Raw genomic sequence first — 16,923 nt, forward strand, 5'->3', positions numbered from 1 at the left:
CCCTCGCAGGATGTCCGCCACCGCGCACGCGACCGTCTGGGATCGGATCGACACCGTCCAGCACGGCATCACCGACCTCGCTCAGCTCCGGTCCGCCGGCGTCACGCGCGACATGATCGTCGCGGCGGTCGAGGCGGGCCGCTGGCAGTGGGTGCTTCCCCGCACGTACGCGACGTTCACGGGCCCGCTCACGCCCGAGGCGAAGGTGGAGGCGGCCAGGCGCTACGGCGGGGCCGCGGCGGTCCTGAGCCACCGGACGGCCGCCGAGCACTGGGGCATGGTGCCGCCGTCGGACGGGCCGGTGCACATCACGCTCCCGTACGGCGCCTCCGCTGTGTCGCAGCCGCCGCTCGTGATCGTCCACCGGTCACGCGCGTTCGCCCACATCGTCGTCGCGCAGGATCCTCCGCTGACGAGCCGGGCCGACACCGTGCTCGACATGTCGGTGGCCGAGCCGGACGTGCGGGCGGCGCAGCGGATGCTCACGAGCCTGCTGGTGACCGGTCGCGTGCGGCCCGTCGAGGTCGAGCAGCGCATCGTCGAACGTCCGCCGCCGCGGTACGGCCGGGCGCTCACCCGGTCCGTCGCGCTCGTCCGGCACGGGGTCCAGTCCGTGCTGGAGGAGTGCTACGCGGTCGACGTCGAGGCCGCGCACGGCCTACCGGACGGTCGACGGCAGGGTGCGGTCCACGTCGACGGCGTCACGCTGTTCGAGGACGTCATGTACGACGTCGGCGCCGGTCTCACCGTCCGACTGGACGGCCGCACCCACCTGCTGCACAGCGTGGCGTGGCGCGACCGCCGCCGCGACAACGCGGCCGAGCTGGCAGGTCGGGCCCGGCTCACCTTCGGGTGGCGGGACGTCAGCGCCGACCCGTGCGGCGTGGCCGGCGAGGTCGTCACGGTGCTGAGCCGCGGAGGCTGGGCGGGGGAGCCGGTGCGGTGCGCCCGCTGCCCGTGAGTGGATACGAGTGCTCCAGCACTCGTATCCACTCACGGGTCACGCCCGGGACTGGCCGCCCGACGCCACCGGCGGCAGCACCAGCACCCGGTCGTCCGACGGCACCGGCACCCCACCGTCCTTGTTCACCGTGCCCAGCCAGATCAGGCCGTCCGGGCCCAGCGAGGCGGCGGAGAGCCGGCCGTAGACGCCGGGGAGCTGGATCTCGGTCGCCGTGAAGGCCGTGGTCAGCGGGTCGGTGCGCAGCACGAACAGTGCGCCGGCCCCGCTCTGCGCCACGGCCACGACGTCCTGCTGGGCGACGCAGCCGGCCACCCCGGGCCGCTCCGGCCAGCTCCACGCCGCCGGGCCCAGTGCACCCGGCACCACCAGGTGCAGCACGTCCTGCCCGCCGCGGCGATCGGTGACCCACGCCGCCGTGGTGGCGGCGTTGACGCAGACGCCGCCGGGCGCGACCAGCCCGGAGCTGAGCACCGGGGAGGCGGCGTCGGGGTTGCCGGTGGCGGGGCGGCCGAAGGCGTCGACGCGCAGCAGCTTGCCCGCCAGCGACGCCGGATCGGCGCCGCCCGCGTCGCCGGTGGCCACGAGCAGCGACCCGTCGACGTCGACGCCCAGCGCCCCGCCGTTGTTGACCGGCCCCCGCGGGATGCCGGTGAGCACGGCCTCCGGCGGCTCGCCCTCCGCGATCCGCACGACCCGGTTGTCCTCGGGCGTCGTCGCGTAGGCGTAGAGCAGGCGGTCCTCGGCGTAGGACGATGAGAGGACGAGCCCGGTCAGGCCGCCGCCCCCCGACGCGTCGACGTCGACGGTCGCCACCAGCTGCGGCTCGACGTCCCGCGCCACCCGCAGCACCCGGCCGGTGCGGCGCTCGGCGACCAGCGCGGTGACGCCGTCGGGCAGCACGGCGATCGCGCCGACGGGGTCGAGGCAGGTGGCGATCACGGCCGGGTCAGGGTCGTCGCACGGCTCGGGCTCGGGCGGCGTGCCGCCCTGCGGCGCCGGCTCGCCGGTCGGCGGCGCGGTCGGCTCCACCGACTCGGGCACGCGCGGGATCCCGCCCAGCTCGCCCGCGCCCTCGATCTGCTCCTGCCACTCGCGGGGACCGTTGTCCGGGAACGTGGCGCAGCCGACCAGGCCGACGGCGAGCAGCGCCGCAGCCAGTGCGCGCGGCACCCGTCCCCTCACGCGCGCCAGGTTAGGCCGGGCCGGGTGAGCGGGCCGTGAGTACCGTCCCGGGCATGGCCGACACGATCACCGTCCTGGTCCCGCACGCCCAGGGGACCGAGCAGCTCGAGGGGGTCACCGCCGTCGTCTACGACCCCGACGGCGAGCTCCCCGAGGAGGCCGCGCACGCGCAGGTCCTCGTGCCGCCGTTCCTGGCGACCGGGGAGGCCGTCGCGCTCACCGAGAAGCTCCCGCGGCTGGAGCTGGTGCAGCTGCTCACCGCGGGCGCCGAGGCGTGGGTCGGGAAGCTGCCCGAGGGCGTCATGCTCTCCGACTGCCGCGGCGCGCACGGCGGCGCCACCGCGGAGTGGGTCGTGGCCGCGCTCCTCGCGGTCTACCGGCACCTGCCGCAGTTCGTCCGCGCGCAGGACGAGGCCCGCTGGGACTACCACCAGACCGAGGAGATGGACGGGAAGCGCGTGCTGATCGTCGGCGCGGGGGACGTCGCGGAGAACACCGTGCGACGCCTGACGCCCTTCGGGGTGACGACGACGCTCGTCGGCCGCCGCGCCCGCGACGGCGTCCACGGCATCGACGAGGTACGCGACCTGCTGCCCGACCACGACGCCTGCGTCGTCATCGTCCCGCTCACCGACGACACCCGCGGCCTGATCGACGCCGGGTTCCTCGCCGCGATGCCGGACGGGTCGGTGCTGGTCAACGCCGCGCGCGGCCCCGTCGCCGACACCGACGCGCTCACCGCCGAGCTGGTGTCGGGGCGCCTGCGCGCCGCGGTCGACGTCACCGAGCCCGAGCCGCTGCCCGCCGACCACCCGCTCTGGTCGGCACCCGGCCTCCTCCTCACGCCGCACGTCGGCGGCAGCGTCCCGGGTGGCCTGCGGCGCGCGTACGGCGTGGCCGCGGAGCAGATCGCGGCGTTCGCGCGGGGGGAGCAGCCGCCGAACCTCGTGGAGGGCGGGTACTAGCGGTTCGCCAGCCCGTCGAGCCGGAGCCTGTCGGACTCGTCGCGGTGCGCGCCCGTCGTCCCGACGTGCTTGTCGCTGATCCCCGCCCCGTTCTTGATCACGTGGATGAGGGCCATGGCGTGGCCGCGGCCGAGGTCGAAGTCGGTCTTCAGCCACTCGACCATCACGCCGGCCTTCGTGTCGGGGCCGTAGCCGCGCTCGTGGGCGAGCGCCACCAGGTCGGCCGGGATGCGGCCGGTCTTCTTCTCGATGGTGTCGAGGTAGGCCTGGAAGGACATCGCGTTCTCCGTTCGTCGTGCCGTGCTGTCATCGGGGGAGACGACGGCCGATCACCGGACTCATCGGTCCCCGCCCACTAGTCTCGCGGACATGAGCGACCAGCCGACCTCGGTGTTCACTCCCGGCAACTTCGGTGAGGCCGAGCCGACGAAGACCCGCCCGACGCGCCGCCCGCTGGAGTGGAACGCCGGCACCGACGCCGGCCTGCTGCTGCTGCGGTTCGCGATCGGCGGGACGTTCGTCGCCCACGGCATGCAGAAGGTGTTCGGGCTGTGGGGCGGCCCGGGGATCGGCGGGTTCGCCCGGGAGCTCGACGGGTTCGGGTTCCGCGAGACCCTCGCGCTCTCGTGGGCCACCGGCATCACCGAGCTCGTGGCGGGTGCGTTCGTCGTGCTCGGCGTCGGCACGCCGCTCGCGGCCGCGGGGCTGGTCGCGATCATGCTCAACGTGGTGCTGCTCAAGCTCGGCGCCGGTGGCGGCTTCTTCGCGACCGACCCGCGCGGCGTCGAGCTCGAGGCGGTGCTCGGCCTCGGGGCCGCGGCGCTGGTGCTCACCGGCGCCGGGCACGTCGCGCTGGAGCGGGGGCGCACCTGGAACCGCCGCCCCGCCCCGTGGGGCGTGCTCGCGATGATCATCGGTGTGGCCGCGGGCCTGCTCGTCTTCTTCCTGCTGCGCAGCCCGGTGCCGGTCGGCCCGTGACGGCCCCGCCCGACGCCGCGTGGCTGCCCGCGGCGGGCCGGGCGCTCGGTGGAACGGCCGTGGTCGTCGCGCGGACGCCGCTGGCAGGCGGGTACGTCGCGGCGAGCGTCGAGCGGGTCGACCTCGACGTCGCCGGCCGCACCGTGCCCGTCGTCCTGAAGGCGGCGTCGCCGGTGGAGGTGGCGGCGATGCGCGCGGTGGCCGTCGTGCGTCCGGTCGCCCCCGGCCCCGGTCTGCTCGCCGCCGGTGACGGGTGGATCGTCGTGCCCTTCGTCGACGGGACGCCGCCCGCCGACGGGGAGCCCGTGCCGGACGCGGCGTGGGAGGCGCTGGCCCGGGTGCACGCGCACTGGTGGCGCCGGCGCCCCCGCGGGATCCCGCTGGTCGACGCCGCGCACTGGCGCGCGCTGTGCGACCGCACGCTGGTGGCCGTTCGCGGTGCCGCCGCGCGCACCGGTGACCCCGCGTTCACCGAGGTGGCCGACGCGCTGGCCGCGTGGCGCACCGACCCGCGGATCGACGCCGCGCTCGCCGGCCTGCCCCGCACGCTCGTGCACGGCGACGCCCACCGCGGCAACCTCCTCGGCGGCGCGCTGATCGACTGGGGGAACGCGCGCGTCGCGCCGGCGGGCGTCGACGTCCTCACCCTGGCCGGCGTGCCCGGTGCGACGGCCCCGCGGGCGTACACCGCACTGTTCGACGCCCTGCGCCCGGGAGCCCAGCCACCGGGCGTCGCGGAGGTGGAGCGGGCGTGGGCCGAGGTGCACGTCCACGTCCACTACCTCGGCTTCGCCGCCGACCACCTCGGCGCGGAGCGGGTGGGCGAGATGGCGGCGGTCGCGGAGCGCGGGCTCCGCACCCTCGGCCCCCTGCTCGCGACCTGACCCCGACTCGCGCGCAACGAGACCCCGACTCGCGCGCAACGAGACCCCGACTCGCGGGCTTCGACGGGCAACCCCGCGAGTCGGGGTCTCGTGGCGATCGTGTCGCGCCGGGGGCGCGGCCTACACCGTCCGGCGCACCGCTCCGGTGTGCGCGCTGGTGGCCAGCGCCGCGTACGCGCGCAGCGCCTTCGACACCACCCGCTCGCGGTCGCGCGGCTGCCACGGGCGCTCGGAGGCGTCCATCTTCTGGCGCCGCTCGGCCAGCACGTCGTCGGGCACGTCGACCGACAGCGTCCGGGACCGGACGTCGATGAGCACGGTGTCGCCGTCCTCGATCAGCCCGATCACGCCGCCGTCGGCCGCCTCGGGGGAGATGTGCCCGACCGAGATGCCGCTCGACCCGCCGGAGAACCGGCCGTCGGTGATCAGCGCGCACTTCGCGCCCAGGCCCGAGCCCTTGAGGAACGCCGTCGGGTGCAGCATCTCCTGCATCCCGGGCCCGCCGGCCGGGCCCTCGTAGCGGACCACCAGGACGTCGCCGGGCTGGATCTGCTTGGTGAGGATGACCGACACGGCCTCTTCCTGGCTCTCGACGACGCGCGCCGGGCCGGAGAAGTTCCACAGCTCCTCGGGAATGCCCGCGGTCTTGATGATCGCGCCCTCGGGGGCGATGTTGCCGCGGAGCACCGCGAGGCCGCCCTCGGTGGTGTAGGCGTGCTCGAGGTCGCGGATGCAGCCGCCCGCGGCGTCGGTGTCGAGCGAGGACCACCGGTTCGACGTGGAGAACGCCTGCGTCGTGCGCACCCCGCCGGGCGCGGCGTGGAACAGCTCGACCGCCTCCGCCGACGGCGACTCCGCCCGCACGTCCCAGGTGCCGAGCCACTGCTCGACCGACGGGGAGTGGACGGTGTGGACGTCGGTGCGCAGCAGCCCCGCGCGCCACAGCTCGCCCAGGATCGCGGGGATGCCACCGGCGCGGTGGACGTCCTCCATGTGGTAGTCCGAGCTGGGGGAGACCTTCGACAGCGTCGGCACGCGCTTGGACACGGCGTCGATGGCGGCGAGGTCGAAGTCGATCTCTCCCTCCTGCGCCGCGGCCAGGATGTGCAGGACGGTGTTGGTGGAGCCGCCCATGGCGACGTCGAGCGCCATCGCGTTCTCGAAGGCCGCGCGGGTGGCGATGCTGCGCGGCAGCGCGGACGCGTCGTCGTCGCGGTACCAGCGCGTGGCCAGGTCCATGACGGTGCGCCCGGCGTTCAGGAAGAGCTCGCGACGCGCGCTGTGCGTGGCCAGCGTGGAACCGTTGCCGGGCAGCGCGAGCCCGAGGGCCTCGGTGAGGCAGTTCATCGAGTTGGCGGTGAACATGCCCGAGCAGGAGCCGCAGGTCGGGCACGCCGAGCGCTCGACCTCGGTGAGCCCCTCGTCGTCGACCTCCGACGACGCCGACGCCGAGATCGCCGTGATCAGGTCGGTCGGCGCCTGCGCGACGCCCCCGACGACGACGGCCTTGCCGGCCTCCATCGGCCCGCCGGACACGAACACGGTGGGGATGTTGAGGCGCATCGCGGCGTTGAGCATGCCGGGCGTGATCTTGTCGCAGTTGGAGATGCAGACGAGCGCGTCGGCGGCGTGACCGTTGACCATGTACTCGACGGCGTCGGCGATCACCTCGCGCGAGGGCAGCGAGTAGAGCATCCCGCCGTGGCCCATCGCGATGCCGTCGTCGACGGCGATGGTGTGGAACTCCCGCGGGACGCCCCCGGCCTCGGTGATCGCGCCCGCGACGAGGTCGCCCATGTCCTTGAGGTGCACGTGACCGGGCACGAACTGCGTGTAGGAGTTGGCGATCGCGACGATCGGCTTGCCGAAGTCGCCGTCGGTCATGCCGGTGGCGCGCCAGAGCGAACGCGCTCCGGCGGCGTTGCGGCCGTGGGTGGTGACGCGGGAACGCAGTGCCGGCACTTCAGTCTCCAGCCGGGTCGGGCAGCCGGCCGCCGGAGGCGGCGGCGAGCTGGGGCAGGTCACGGACGCCGACGGCGGGGAGCGGTAGCTCGGCACCGTCGTTCAGCACCGCGCGGACCCGGCCCGTACCGGCCAGGCGCAGCGAGCTGATCTCCGACCACGGTACGCGCCTGCGCCGCAGGACAGAACGGATGGTGACGGCGTCGGCGTCGACCGTCGTGCGGGTGCGGACGACCCACACCGCGAACCCGATCGGCAGCAGGTAGAGCAGCCACAGGTACGGCGCGCCGAACGCCACGGGGGTGGCGCAGAGCGCGACGACGGTCGCGACGAGCAGCTGCAGGCGGGACGGTTGGAAGACGACGGCGGGCACTCCGCCATGCTGCCACCCGGTCCTGTCGGCTGCGTCTCACCATGCGGGCCCGGCGTCCCACGCAGTTGACGCCCACCGGCAGCGCCGTGCTAGCGTCGCCGCCATGTCCGACTCCCGGGTCCTCGTAATCGCCAGGCGCGTCCACGCCTGAGCGGGTTCTCGGTCGTCGACGCGCCACCCTCGTTCCGCCGTAGCCGGCGGTCGGGGGTTTTTTCATGCCCATTCCCACCATCAGCGAGGCAGAGCAGCCGATGACCACCGCCACGCCCCGATCCGGACCGAAACCGGCGCCGCCGCCCGGCCGCCCCGGCCAGGCTCCGCAGGCCGTCCCCGGCCCCCGGGCCGAGTCCCCGCGCTTCGACGCGGTGCCGATGACCGGCGCGCAGTCCCTCGTGCGCTCACTCGAGGAGATCGGCTGCGAGGTGGTGTTCGGGATCCCCGGCGGCACGATCCTCCCGGCGTACGACCCCCTGCTCGACTCCACCCGGGTGCGCCACGTCCTCGTCCGCCACGAGCAGGGCGGGGGCCACGCGGCCACCGGGTACGCGCAGGCCACGGGCAAGGTCGGCGTCTGCATGGCGACCTCCGGTCCGGGCGCGACGAACCTCGTCACCCCGATCGCCGACGCCCACATGGACTCGATCCCGCTGGTCGCGATCACCGGGCAGCAGTCCCGGGCGCTGATCGGCACGGACGCGTTCCAGGAGGCCGACATCACCGGCATCACGATGCCGGTCACCAAGCACAATATGCTGGTCACCGACGCCAAGGACATCCCGCGCGCGATCACCGAGGCGTTCCACCTCGCCAGCACCGGCCGTCCGGGACCCGTCCTCGTCGACATCCCCAAGGACGTCCTGCAGGAGCAGACGACGTTCACCTGGCCCGCCGAGATGGAGCTGCCCGGCTACCGGCCGACGACCCGGCCGCACGGCAAGCAGATCCGCGAGGCCGCGAAGCTGATCAACTCGGCGGCGCAGCCGGTCTTCTACGTCGGCGGCGGCGTCCTCAAGGCGCGTGCCTGGGACGAGCTCAAGGAGCTCGTCGAGCTCACCGGGATCCCGGTCGTCACCACGCTGATGGCGCGGGGCGCCTTCCCCGACAGTCACCCGCAGCACGTCGGCATGCCGGGCATGCACGGCACCGTCGCCGCCGTCGCCGCGATGCAGAAGGCCGACCTGCTGATCGCGCTCGGCTCGCGCTTCGACGACCGCGTCACGGGCGTGCTGTCGAGCTTCGCCCCGCACGCGCAGATCGTCCACGCCGACATCGACCCGGCCGAGATCTCCAAGAACCGCCGCGCGGACGTCCCGATCGTGGGCGACTGCAAGGAGGTCATCACCGACCTGATCGAGGCCGTCACGGCCGAGCGCGCGGCGACCGACCCCGCCGACCTCACGGCCTGGTGGGGGCAGCTCGACGAGCTGCGGCAGCGCTTCCCGCTCGGCTACACCTGGCCCGCCGACGGCTCGCTGTCGCCGGAGTACGTCATCGAGCGGATCGGGCAGATCGCCGGCCCGGACGCGGTCTACGCCGCGGGTGTCGGCCAGCACCAGATGTGGGCCGCGCAGTTCATCAAGTACGAGAAGCCGCGCTCGTGGCTGAACTCCGGCGGCCTGGGCACGATGGGCTTCGCCGTGCCGGCCGCGATGGGCGCGAAGATGGCCCGTCCCGACGACGTCGTGTGGTGCATCGACGGCGACGGCTGCTTCCAGATGACCAACCAGGAGCTCGCGACCTGCGCGATCGAGGGCATCCCGATCAAGGTCGCCGTCATCAACAACGGCAACCTCGGCATGGTCCGGCAGTGGCAGAACCTGTTCTACAAGGAGCGCTACTCCAACACCGACCTCGGCACGCACAAGCACCGCATCCCCGACTTCCTGCTGCTCGCCGAGGCCATGGGCTGCGTCGGGCTGCGCGCGGAGTCGAAGGAGGACGTCGACCGCGTGATCCACGAGGCCATGGCGATCAACGACCGCCCGGTCGTCATCGACTTCGTGGTCGGCGCCGACGCGCAGGTGTGGCCCATGGTCGCCGCCGGCACCGGCAACGACGAGATCATGGCCGCGCGCAACATCCGCCCGCTGTTCGACGGCGACGAGCTCGTCGCCGACACCGGGACGATCGCCGCGGTCACCGCCGAGGCCCAGCAGGACCAGGCAGCGAACGACCGGGACGAGTCATGATCGAGCGGCACACCCTGTCCGTCCTCGTCGAGGACAAGCCCGGCGTGCTCGCGCGCGTCTCGGGCCTGTTCTCCCGGCGCGGCTTCAACATCGTCTCCCTGGCCGTCGGCCCGACCGAGCAGGCGGGCGTCTCCCGCATGACGATCGTCGTGGCCGTCGACGACCTGCCGCTCGAGCAGGTCACCAAGCAGCTCAACAAGCTGGTGCACGTCATCAAGATCGTGGAGCTGGAGCCGGCCGCGTCGGTGCAGCGGGAGCTGCTGCTGGTGAAGGTCCGCGCCGATCCCGCGGTGCGGAGCCAGGTCCTGGAGATCGTCGACCTGTTCCGCGCGCACGCCGTCGACGTCACGCCGGAGGCCCTGACCGTCGAGGCCACCGGCACGGCCGAGAAGATCGCGGCGCTGCTCAAGAACCTGGAGCCCTACGGGATCCGGGAGATGGTGCAGTCCGGCACGATCGCCGTCGGCCGCGGGCCGCGCTCGATCACCGCCACCGCCGTGCGCTGACGCGCCCGTGCGCGGCGACCGTCGCCCTGGCCACGGTTGCCGCTCACGACCCCCCCAGACATCCAACCGAGAGGACACCTCCACCCGTCATGAGCGTGAACATCTACTACGACGCCGACGCCGATCTGTCGATCATCCAGGGCCGCAAGGTCGCCGTGATCGGCTACGGCTCCCAGGGCCACGCCCACTCGCTCTCGCTGCGGGACTCCGGCGTCGACGTGCGCATCGGCCTGCCCGAGGGCTCCAAGAGCCGCGCCAAGGCCGCCGACGAGGGGCTGACGGTGGGCACGCCCGCCGAGGTCTCCGCCTGGGCCGACCTGATCATGATCCTGGCGCCGGACACCAAGCAGCGCTTCATCTACGCCGACGACATCGCCCCGAACCTCAAGGCCGGCGACGCGATCTTCTTCGGGCACGGCTTCAACATCCGGTTCGACCTGATCAAGCCCCCGGCTGACGTCGACGTCGCCATGGTCGCCCCCAAGGGCCCCGGCCACCTCGTGCGCCGCCAGTTCGTCGACGGCAAGGGCGTGCCCGCGCTCATCGCGGTGGAGCAGGACGCCACCGGCGGCGCGAAGGCCCTCGCCCTCTCCTACGCGGCCGCCATCGGCGGCGCCCGCGCTGGCGTCATCGAGACGACCTTCACCGAGGAGACCGAGACCGACCTGTTCGGCGAGCAGGCCGTGCTCTGCGGCGGTGCCGCGGCGCTGGTCCAGACCGGGTTCGAGGTGCTCACCGAGGCCGGCTACGCCCCGGAGATCGCCTACTTCGAGTGCCTGCACGAGCTCAAGCTGATCGTCGACCTCATGTACGAGGGCGGCATCGCCAACGAGCGCTTCTCCATCTCCGACACCGCCGAGTACGGCGACCTCACCCGCGGTCCGCGCGTCGTCAACGCGCAGACCAAGGAGGAGATGAAGAAGATCCTGGGCGAGATCCAGGACGGCACGTTCGCGCGCGAGTGGGTGGCCGAGGACGAGGCCGGGCGCCCGAACTTCACCAAGCTCCAGCAGGAGGGTGCGGCGCACCCGATCGAGGAGGTCGGCGAGAAGCTGCGCGGCCTGATGAGCTGGGTGGGCAGCAAGGCGACCTGATCGTCGCTGCTCGTTCCTCGCGTTGCAGGAAAGCCACTTTCCCGCCATCCGGTGGCAGGAAAGTGGCTTTCCTGACGTCGGGGTGTGTCGCCCACCGCGCCCACGGCCCTCCCGCGGACCCTAGGATCAGCGGGTACCACCCCTCCGATCCGGGAGCCCTGCACCGCCGTGAGCAACGCCGCCACCCGCCCCGTCGTCCTGCTCGCCGAGAAGCTCGCCCCGTCCGCGGTCGCGCTGCTGGGCGACGACGTCGACATCCGTCACGTGGACGGCACCGACCGCCCCGCGCTGCTCGCCGCCATCGCGGGAGCCGATGCGCTGCTGGTGCGCTCGGCCACCCAGGTCGACGCCGAGCTGCTCGCCGCGGCGCCCCGGCTCAAGGTCGTCGCGCGGGCGGGGGTGGGCCTGGACAACGTCGACGTCCCGGCGGCCACGCATCGCGGGGTGATGGTCGTCAACGCGCCGACCTCCAACATCGTCTCCGCCGCCGAGCACGCCGTCGCGCTGCTGCTCGCCGCCGCGCGCCGCATCCCGGCCGCCGACGCCAGCCTGCGCGCCGGCAGGTGGGCCCGCAGCTCGCTGACCGGCGTCGAGATCAACGGCAAGATCGCCGGCATCGTCGGGCTGGGCAAGATCGGCCAGCTCGTCGCGCAGCGCCTCGCGGCGTTCGGCGTCGAGCTCATCGCCTACGACCCCTACGTCGCCCCGGCCCGCGCCGCGCAGCTCGGCATCGAGCTCGTCCCGCTCGACGAGCTGCTGCGCCGCGCCGAGCTGATCTCGATCCACCTGCCCAAGACCCCGGAGACGCTCGGGCTCATCGGCAAGGACCAGCTGGCGCTGACGAAGCCGGGCGTGATCATCGTCAACGCGGCCCGCGGTGGCCTGGTCGACGAGGACGCGCTCGCCGAGGCGGTGCGCTCGGGCCACGTCGGCGGTGCCGGGATCGACGTCTACGTCAGCGAGCCGACCACGTCGAGCCCGCTGTTCGAGATCCCGCAGATCGTCGTCACGCCGCACCTGGGCGCGTCCACCGACGAGGCGCAGGACCGCGCGGGCACCGACGTCGCGCGGTCGGTGCAGCTCGCGCTGGCCGGCGAGTTCGTGCCGGACGCCGTCAACGTGCAGGTCGGCGGCGCCGTCGGCGAGGAGGTGCGCCCGTGGCTGCCGCTGACGCAGAAGCTGGGCACCGTGCTCTACGCGGTGGCCGGGCGCGTGCCGAGCACGATCACCGTCGACGTCTCCGGTGAGCTGGCGTCGGAGGACGTCTCGGTGCTGCAGCTCGCGGCGCTGCGCGGGGTGTTCACGCACGTCGTCGAGGACCAGGTCACGTTCGTCAACACGCCGGCGCTGGCCGCGGAGCGGGGCGTCGACGTCGAGCTGACCACCGCCCCGGAGAGCGAGAACTTCCGGTCGGTCGTGCAGCTGCGCGCGGCGATGCCCGACGGTGAGTCGATCACCGTGTCGGGCACGCTCACCGGGCGGTCGCAGGTGCAGAAGCTCGTCGAGGTCAACGGCCGGCACTTCGACCTGCGCGCCGAGGGCGAGGTGCTGCTCCTGGAGTACGCCGACCGCCCCGGCGTCATGGGCCGCGTCGGGTCGCTGCTGGGGGAGGCCGCGGTCAACATCGAGGCCGCGCAGATCAGCCAGACCACCGACGGCGAGGACGCGATCATGCTGCTGCGCGTCGACCGTCCCGTCGACCCGGGCGTGCTCGAGCCGATCGGCGCCTCGGTCGGGGCGCGCATCACCCGGCTGATCTCCTTCGACGACTGATCCCTCCCGAGGCGCGGCCTTCGGGCGGGCGCCCGAATGGCCCGCTCGGGGGCGTGTCGCGGGCCGGTCGGGCCCGTTCCGGCGTGGTTTCACCCGGGCGAGTGACCCCGTACGGGTGAGGCGCGGCGATCCGCCCCGGTAGCGGCCGGTAACGTGCCCAGCGGCCCGCCGGTAATCGGAGGCACGCGCGGGTCCAGCCACGAGAGGAACACCAGTCATGCGCCTTGCGGTCATTCCCGGCGACGGCATCGGGCCGGAGGTCATCGAGGAGGCGCTGAAGGTTCTCGAGGAGGTCGCACCCGGCGCGGAGACGACCACCTACGACCTCGGCGCGGCGCGCTGGCACTCCACGGGCGAGCTCCTGCCGGAGTCGGTGCTGACCGAGCTCCAGCAGCACGACGCGATCCTGCTCGGCGCGGTCGGCGACCCGTCGGTCCCCAGCGGCATCCTCGAGCGCGGCCTGCTGCTGCGCCTGCGCTTCGAGCTCGACCACCACGTCAACCTGCGCCCCGCCCGCCTGTACCCGGGCGTCCGAGGGCCGCTGGCCGGCAACGCCGAGATCGACATGGTCGTCGTGCGCGAGGGCACCGAGGGCCCCTACGTCGGCACCGGCGGCCTGCTGCGCAAGGACACCCCTCAGGAGATCGCCACCGAGGTGTCGACGAACACCGCGTTCGGCGTCGAGCGGGTCGTGCGCGACGCGTTCACCCGGGCCGAGCGCCGCCCCCGCAAGCACCTGACGCTGGTGCACAAGACGAACGTCCTCACCTACTCCGGGCGGCTGTGGTCACGGCTCGTCGAGGAGGTGTCGCTGGAGCACCCCGACGTCTCGGTCGCCTACCAGCACATCGACGCCACGACCATCCACATGGTCACCGACCCGGCGCGGTTCGACGTGATCGTCACCGACAACCTGTTCGGCGACATCCTCACCGACCTCGCCGCCGCCGTCACCGGGGGCATCGGGCTCGCCGCCAGCGGCAACCTCGACGTCAGCCGCAAGAACCCCAGCATGTTCGAGCCGGTGCACGGCAGCGCGCCCGACATCGCCGGACAGGGCATCGCCGACCCCACCGCCGCGGTGCTCTCGGTCGCCCTGCTGCTCGACCACCTCGGCAACGTCGAGGAGGCCCGGCGGATCGAGGCCGCGGTGGCCTTCGACCTGGCCACCCGCGACCACTCCGCCACCGGCCACACCCGCAGCATCGGCGATCGGCTCGCGGCGCTGGTGAGCAGCCACGCCGGGGTGCCGAGCAGCTGACGCCCGCGGCGCCGCTCCGCCGCTCCGCCCGCCGACTTGCAGGAAAGCCACGTTCACGCAATCTCGCTGCGTGAACGTGGCTTTCCTGCAATCGCGAGTGCGGGAAGAGGCGGTCAGGCCTCGTTCGCCGGCCCCGTCAGCAGGGTCACCCCGGCCCCCGCGAAGTTGGGCAGGTCCGCCACCGCCGCCTGTCCCTGCTCGCCGCCCATGCCCGCCCCGAACGACGCCTCGTCGGCGAAGTCGAGCACCGCGACCAGGTAGTACGGGGGCTTGTCGCCCTCGGGACCGGGGCCGGGGTGGCTGATCGTGTAGCGGAGGATGCCGGGGATCTTCTTGGCGATCTCCGCGTGCACCTCGGTGTAGTGCTTGTCGAACGCCGCCGGGTCCTCGGGGTGGTTGTAGAGGGCGGTGAGCTGGTACAAGGCGACTCCTCGCGGACGCGTGCCCTCGCGCGTCGGTGCGCGGGACTCCGTGCGCCACCCTGCTGGATCACGCCACGGCCCGCCTACACCCGTCCCAGCATGTGGACCCCGCGTGTGACACGGCGGGACGCCGCGTGCCATGCTCGCCGACGTGCACAGCACCGTGATCATTATCGGCAGGCGCGTCGGCTAGCAGTACCCGGCCGACGCGCAGACCTCTCGCATCCCGCGAGGGGTCTTTTTTGTTGCCCACGGAGCCCCAGGAGAACCCCGATGTCCCGCACCGAGCCCACGGCCACGCCGCTCGGCGACGCCTTCCACGTCTACGACACGACGCTGCGCGACGGCGCCCAGCGCGAGGGGATCTCCTACTCGGTGGCCGACAAGCTGGCCGTCGCCCGCCACCTCGACGCCCTGGGCGTCGGCTACGTCGAGGGCGGCTGGCCCGGCGCGCTGCCGAAGGACACCGAGTTCTTCGCCCGCGCCGCGGCGGGGGAGCTGGACCTGCGCCACGCCGCGCTGGTGGCGTTCGGCGCGACCCGGCGCCCCGGCACGACGGCGGCGAACGACCCGCAGGTCCGCGCGCTGCTCGACAGCCAGGCGCCCGTCGTCACGCTGGTGGCCAAGTCCGACCGCCGCCACGTCGAGCGCGCGCTGCGCACCGACGCGGCCGAGAACTGCGCGATGGTCGCCGACACGGTGGCGTTCCTCGTCGGGGAGGGCCGGCGCGTGTTCCTCGACGCCGAGCACTTCTTCGACGGCTACGCCTTCGACCCCGACACCGCGCTGCGCGTGCTCGACGCGGCGGTCACGGCCGGCGCGGACGTCGCGGTGCTGTGCGACACGAACGGCGGCATGCTCCCCCTGGGCATCGCCGAGGTGGTCACCGAGGTCGCCGGGCGCACCGGCTTCCGCCTCGGGATCCACTGCCAGGACGACACCGGCTGCGCGGTCGCGAACAGCGTCGCGGCCGTGCAGGCCGGTGCCACGCACGTCCAGTGCACGGCGAACGGCTACGGGGAGCGGGCCGGCAACGCCGACCTGTTCGCCGTGGTCGGGAACCTGGTGACCAAGCTGGGGATGCCCGTCCTACCGGACGGAGCCCTGGCGGAGATGACCCGCACCTCGCACACGTTGGCGGAGATCGCCAACATCGCTCCCGACACCCACCAGGCCTATGTCGGGACGTCAGCGTTCGCCCACAAGGCGGGCCTGCACGCGAGTGCGATCAAGGTGGACCCGGAGCTGTACAACCACATGAACCCCGTGGACGTCGGCAACGGGCAGCGGATCCTCGTCACCGAGATGGCCGGCCGGGCCAGCGTCGAGCTCAAGAGCGAGGAGCTCGGCGTCGACCTGGCCGGCCGTCCGGACGCCGTGTCGTCGGTCGTGGCGACGGTCAAGGAGCGCGAGGCGCAGGGCTGGTCGTTCGAGGCGGCCGACGCCTCGCTCGAGCTGCTCATGCGCACCGCGCGCGGCGACGCGGGCACCGCGCCGTTCGACCTGGAGTCCTACCGCGTCATCACCGAGCGGCGCGCCGACGGCGAGATCGTGGCCGAGGCGACCGTCAAGATCCTCGTCGACGGGGAGCGCCTCATCGCCACGCGCGAGGGCAACGGCCCCGTCAACGCCCTCGACGCCGCCCTGCGCGGCGCGCTCGCCCCGTCCTGCCCGTGGCTCGCCGACGTCGACCTCACCGACTACAAGGTCCGCATCCTCACCCGCGGCACCGGCGCCGTGACGCGCGTGCTGATCGAGTCGTCGGACAAGGCGGGGGAGTGGACGACGGTCGGCGTGCACGGCAACGTCGTCGAGGCGTCCTGGCTGGCGCTGGTCGACGCCCTCGCCTACGCCGCGCTGCGGGCGCCAGGAGCGGTCACGGCAGGCTGACGCCCCGCTCGAACCCGCGGCGCAGCACCATGATCGTGCGGGTCCGCACCACCCCCTCGACCTGGTAGAGCATCCGCAGCACCTCCTCCAGCTCGTCGGGGCCGGCCGCGCGGACCTTGAGCAGGAAGTTGCTGTTGCCGGCCACCGAGTGCGCCTCCTCGACGCGGCGGTCGGCCTCGGCCGCGGCGAACACGTGGTCGCGCGCCCAGCCCTCGGTGTCCAGCAGCACGAAGGCGAGCACGTCGACGCCGAGCGCGTCGGGATCGACCTCCACCGTCGTGCGCCGCACCACCCCCGACGCCCGCAGCCGGCGCACCCGCTCGTGCACCGCGGCGGGGGAGAGCGAGACGTCGCGGCCGAGCTGGGCGTAGGTGCGGTCGGCGTCGTCGAGGAGGAGACCGACGATCCTCCGGTCGATCTGGTCCATGCCGCCATCCTGACAGCCCTTCGGCCGAACAGTCTTCGCCATGGTCCTGGAGC

Annotated in this window: 16 protein-coding genes; 10 read left to right on the top strand and 6 right to left on the bottom strand. The window is 73.5% G+C overall.

Going from position 1 to position 16,923, the window contains the following annotated elements; all coding sequences use genetic code 11:
- Positions 1 to 10: 10 nt before the first annotated feature.
- Positions 11 to 961 carry a hypothetical protein gene (locus HOP40_RS15025; RefSeq protein ID WP_172158999.1) on the top strand — a complete coding sequence of 317 codons (951 nt, stop codon included), beginning with the start codon at positions 11 to 13 and terminating at the stop codon, positions 959 to 961.
- A 39-nt stretch (positions 962 to 1,000) separates the two neighbouring features.
- On the opposite strand, the gene HOP40_RS15030 is transcribed toward HOP40_RS15025, so the two are convergent.
- The gene (locus tag HOP40_RS15030) at positions 1,001 to 2,146 is read right to left on the bottom strand and encodes a PQQ-dependent sugar dehydrogenase (protein WP_240157684.1); all 1,146 of its coding nucleotides are present in this window, start codon (positions 2,144 to 2,146) and stop codon (positions 1,001 to 1,003) included.
- Between the two features lie 53 nt (positions 2,147 to 2,199).
- Between HOP40_RS15030 and HOP40_RS15035 the strand changes: the two genes are divergently transcribed.
- On the top strand, positions 2,200 to 3,111 hold the full coding sequence (locus tag HOP40_RS15035) for a 2-hydroxyacid dehydrogenase (RefSeq protein ID WP_172159001.1): 912 nt from the start codon (positions 2,200 to 2,202) through the stop codon (positions 3,109 to 3,111).
- On the opposite strand, the gene HOP40_RS15040 is transcribed toward HOP40_RS15035, so the two are convergent.
- Positions 3,108 to 3,389 carry a DUF4287 domain-containing protein gene (locus HOP40_RS15040; RefSeq protein ID WP_172159003.1) on the bottom strand — a complete coding sequence of 94 codons (282 nt, stop codon included), beginning with the start codon at positions 3,387 to 3,389 and terminating at the stop codon, positions 3,108 to 3,110. The two genes, HOP40_RS15035 and HOP40_RS15040, sit on opposite strands and share 4 nt — an antisense overlap.
- A gap of 91 nt (positions 3,390 to 3,480) precedes the next feature.
- On the opposite strand from HOP40_RS15040, the gene HOP40_RS15045 reads away from it, so the two are divergent.
- Together HOP40_RS15045 and HOP40_RS15050 are read left to right on the top strand one after the other, a co-directional pair.
- Positions 3,481 to 4,089, top strand: coding sequence for a DoxX family protein (locus HOP40_RS15045; protein WP_172159006.1), 609 nt, complete (start codon positions 3,481 to 3,483; stop codon positions 4,087 to 4,089).
- Entirely contained in the window at positions 4,086 to 4,973 is an 888-nt protein-coding gene (locus HOP40_RS15050; RefSeq protein WP_172159009.1) for an aminoglycoside phosphotransferase family protein, read from the top strand. The genes HOP40_RS15045 and HOP40_RS15050 overlap by 4 nt, the downstream gene beginning before the upstream one ends.
- 120 nt (positions 4,974 to 5,093) lie before the next feature.
- On the opposite strand, the gene ilvD is transcribed toward HOP40_RS15050, so the two are convergent.
- Positions 5,094 to 6,935, bottom strand: a complete 1,842-nt coding sequence (gene ilvD, locus HOP40_RS15055) for a dihydroxy-acid dehydratase (RefSeq protein ID WP_172159012.1) — start codon at positions 6,933 to 6,935, stop codon at positions 5,094 to 5,096.
- A 1-nt stretch (position 6,936) separates the two neighbouring features.
- Positions 6,937 to 7,308 carry a PH domain-containing protein gene (locus HOP40_RS15060; RefSeq protein ID WP_172159014.1) on the bottom strand — a complete coding sequence of 124 codons (372 nt, stop codon included), beginning with the start codon at positions 7,306 to 7,308 and terminating at the stop codon, positions 6,937 to 6,939.
- 251 nt (positions 7,309 to 7,559) lie between these two features.
- Between HOP40_RS15060 and HOP40_RS15065 the strand changes: the two genes are divergently transcribed.
- The 5 genes from HOP40_RS15065 to HOP40_RS15085 all read left to right on the top strand — a co-directional run bounded on the left by HOP40_RS15065 (position 7,560) and on the right by HOP40_RS15085 (position 14,131).
- Positions 7,560 to 9,497, top strand: a complete 1,938-nt coding sequence (locus tag HOP40_RS15065; protein ID WP_172168378.1) for an acetolactate synthase large subunit — start codon at positions 7,560 to 7,562, stop codon at positions 9,495 to 9,497.
- Complete coding sequence (gene ilvN, locus HOP40_RS15070; protein ID WP_172168387.1) at positions 9,497 to 10,003, top strand: acetolactate synthase small subunit; 507 nt, start codon at positions 9,497 to 9,499, stop codon at positions 10,001 to 10,003. The genes HOP40_RS15065 and ilvN overlap by 1 nt, the downstream gene beginning before the upstream one ends.
- An 89-nt stretch (positions 10,004 to 10,092) precedes the next feature.
- Complete coding sequence (gene ilvC, locus HOP40_RS15075; RefSeq protein ID WP_172159017.1) at positions 10,093 to 11,097, top strand: ketol-acid reductoisomerase; 1,005 nt, start codon at positions 10,093 to 10,095, stop codon at positions 11,095 to 11,097.
- Between the two features lie 168 nt (positions 11,098 to 11,265).
- Positions 11,266 to 12,870, top strand: coding sequence for a phosphoglycerate dehydrogenase (gene serA, locus HOP40_RS15080; protein WP_172159019.1), 1,605 nt, complete (start codon positions 11,266 to 11,268; stop codon positions 12,868 to 12,870).
- A 217-nt stretch (positions 12,871 to 13,087) separates the two neighbouring features.
- Entirely contained in the window at positions 13,088 to 14,131 is a 1,044-nt protein-coding gene (locus tag HOP40_RS15085) for a 3-isopropylmalate dehydrogenase (RefSeq protein WP_172159022.1), read from the top strand.
- 113 nt (positions 14,132 to 14,244) lie between these two features.
- Here HOP40_RS15085 and HOP40_RS15090 read toward each other — a convergent pair whose 3' ends face one another.
- Positions 14,245 to 14,553: an EthD family reductase gene (locus HOP40_RS15090; protein WP_240157685.1), complete on the bottom strand. Its 309-nt coding sequence runs from the start codon at positions 14,551 to 14,553 to the stop codon at positions 14,245 to 14,247.
- Positions 14,554 to 14,826: 273 nt separating this feature from the next.
- Between HOP40_RS15090 and cimA the strand changes: the two genes are divergently transcribed.
- On the top strand, positions 14,827 to 16,443 hold the full coding sequence (gene cimA / locus HOP40_RS15095; RefSeq protein ID WP_172159027.1) for a citramalate synthase: 1,617 nt from the start codon (positions 14,827 to 14,829) through the stop codon (positions 16,441 to 16,443).
- Here cimA and HOP40_RS15100 read toward each other — a convergent pair.
- The gene (locus tag HOP40_RS15100) at positions 16,430 to 16,870 is read right to left on the bottom strand and encodes an Lrp/AsnC family transcriptional regulator (RefSeq protein WP_172159030.1); all 441 of its coding nucleotides are present in this window, start codon (positions 16,868 to 16,870) and stop codon (positions 16,430 to 16,432) included. The two genes, cimA and HOP40_RS15100, sit on opposite strands and share 14 nt — an antisense overlap.
- Positions 16,871 to 16,923 lie beyond the last annotated feature (53 nt).

The sequence above is a fragment of the Pseudonocardia broussonetiae genome, from assembly GCF_013155125.1.
In the GTDB taxonomy this organism is placed as follows: domain Bacteria; phylum Actinomycetota; class Actinomycetes; order Mycobacteriales; family Pseudonocardiaceae; genus Pseudonocardia; species Pseudonocardia broussonetiae.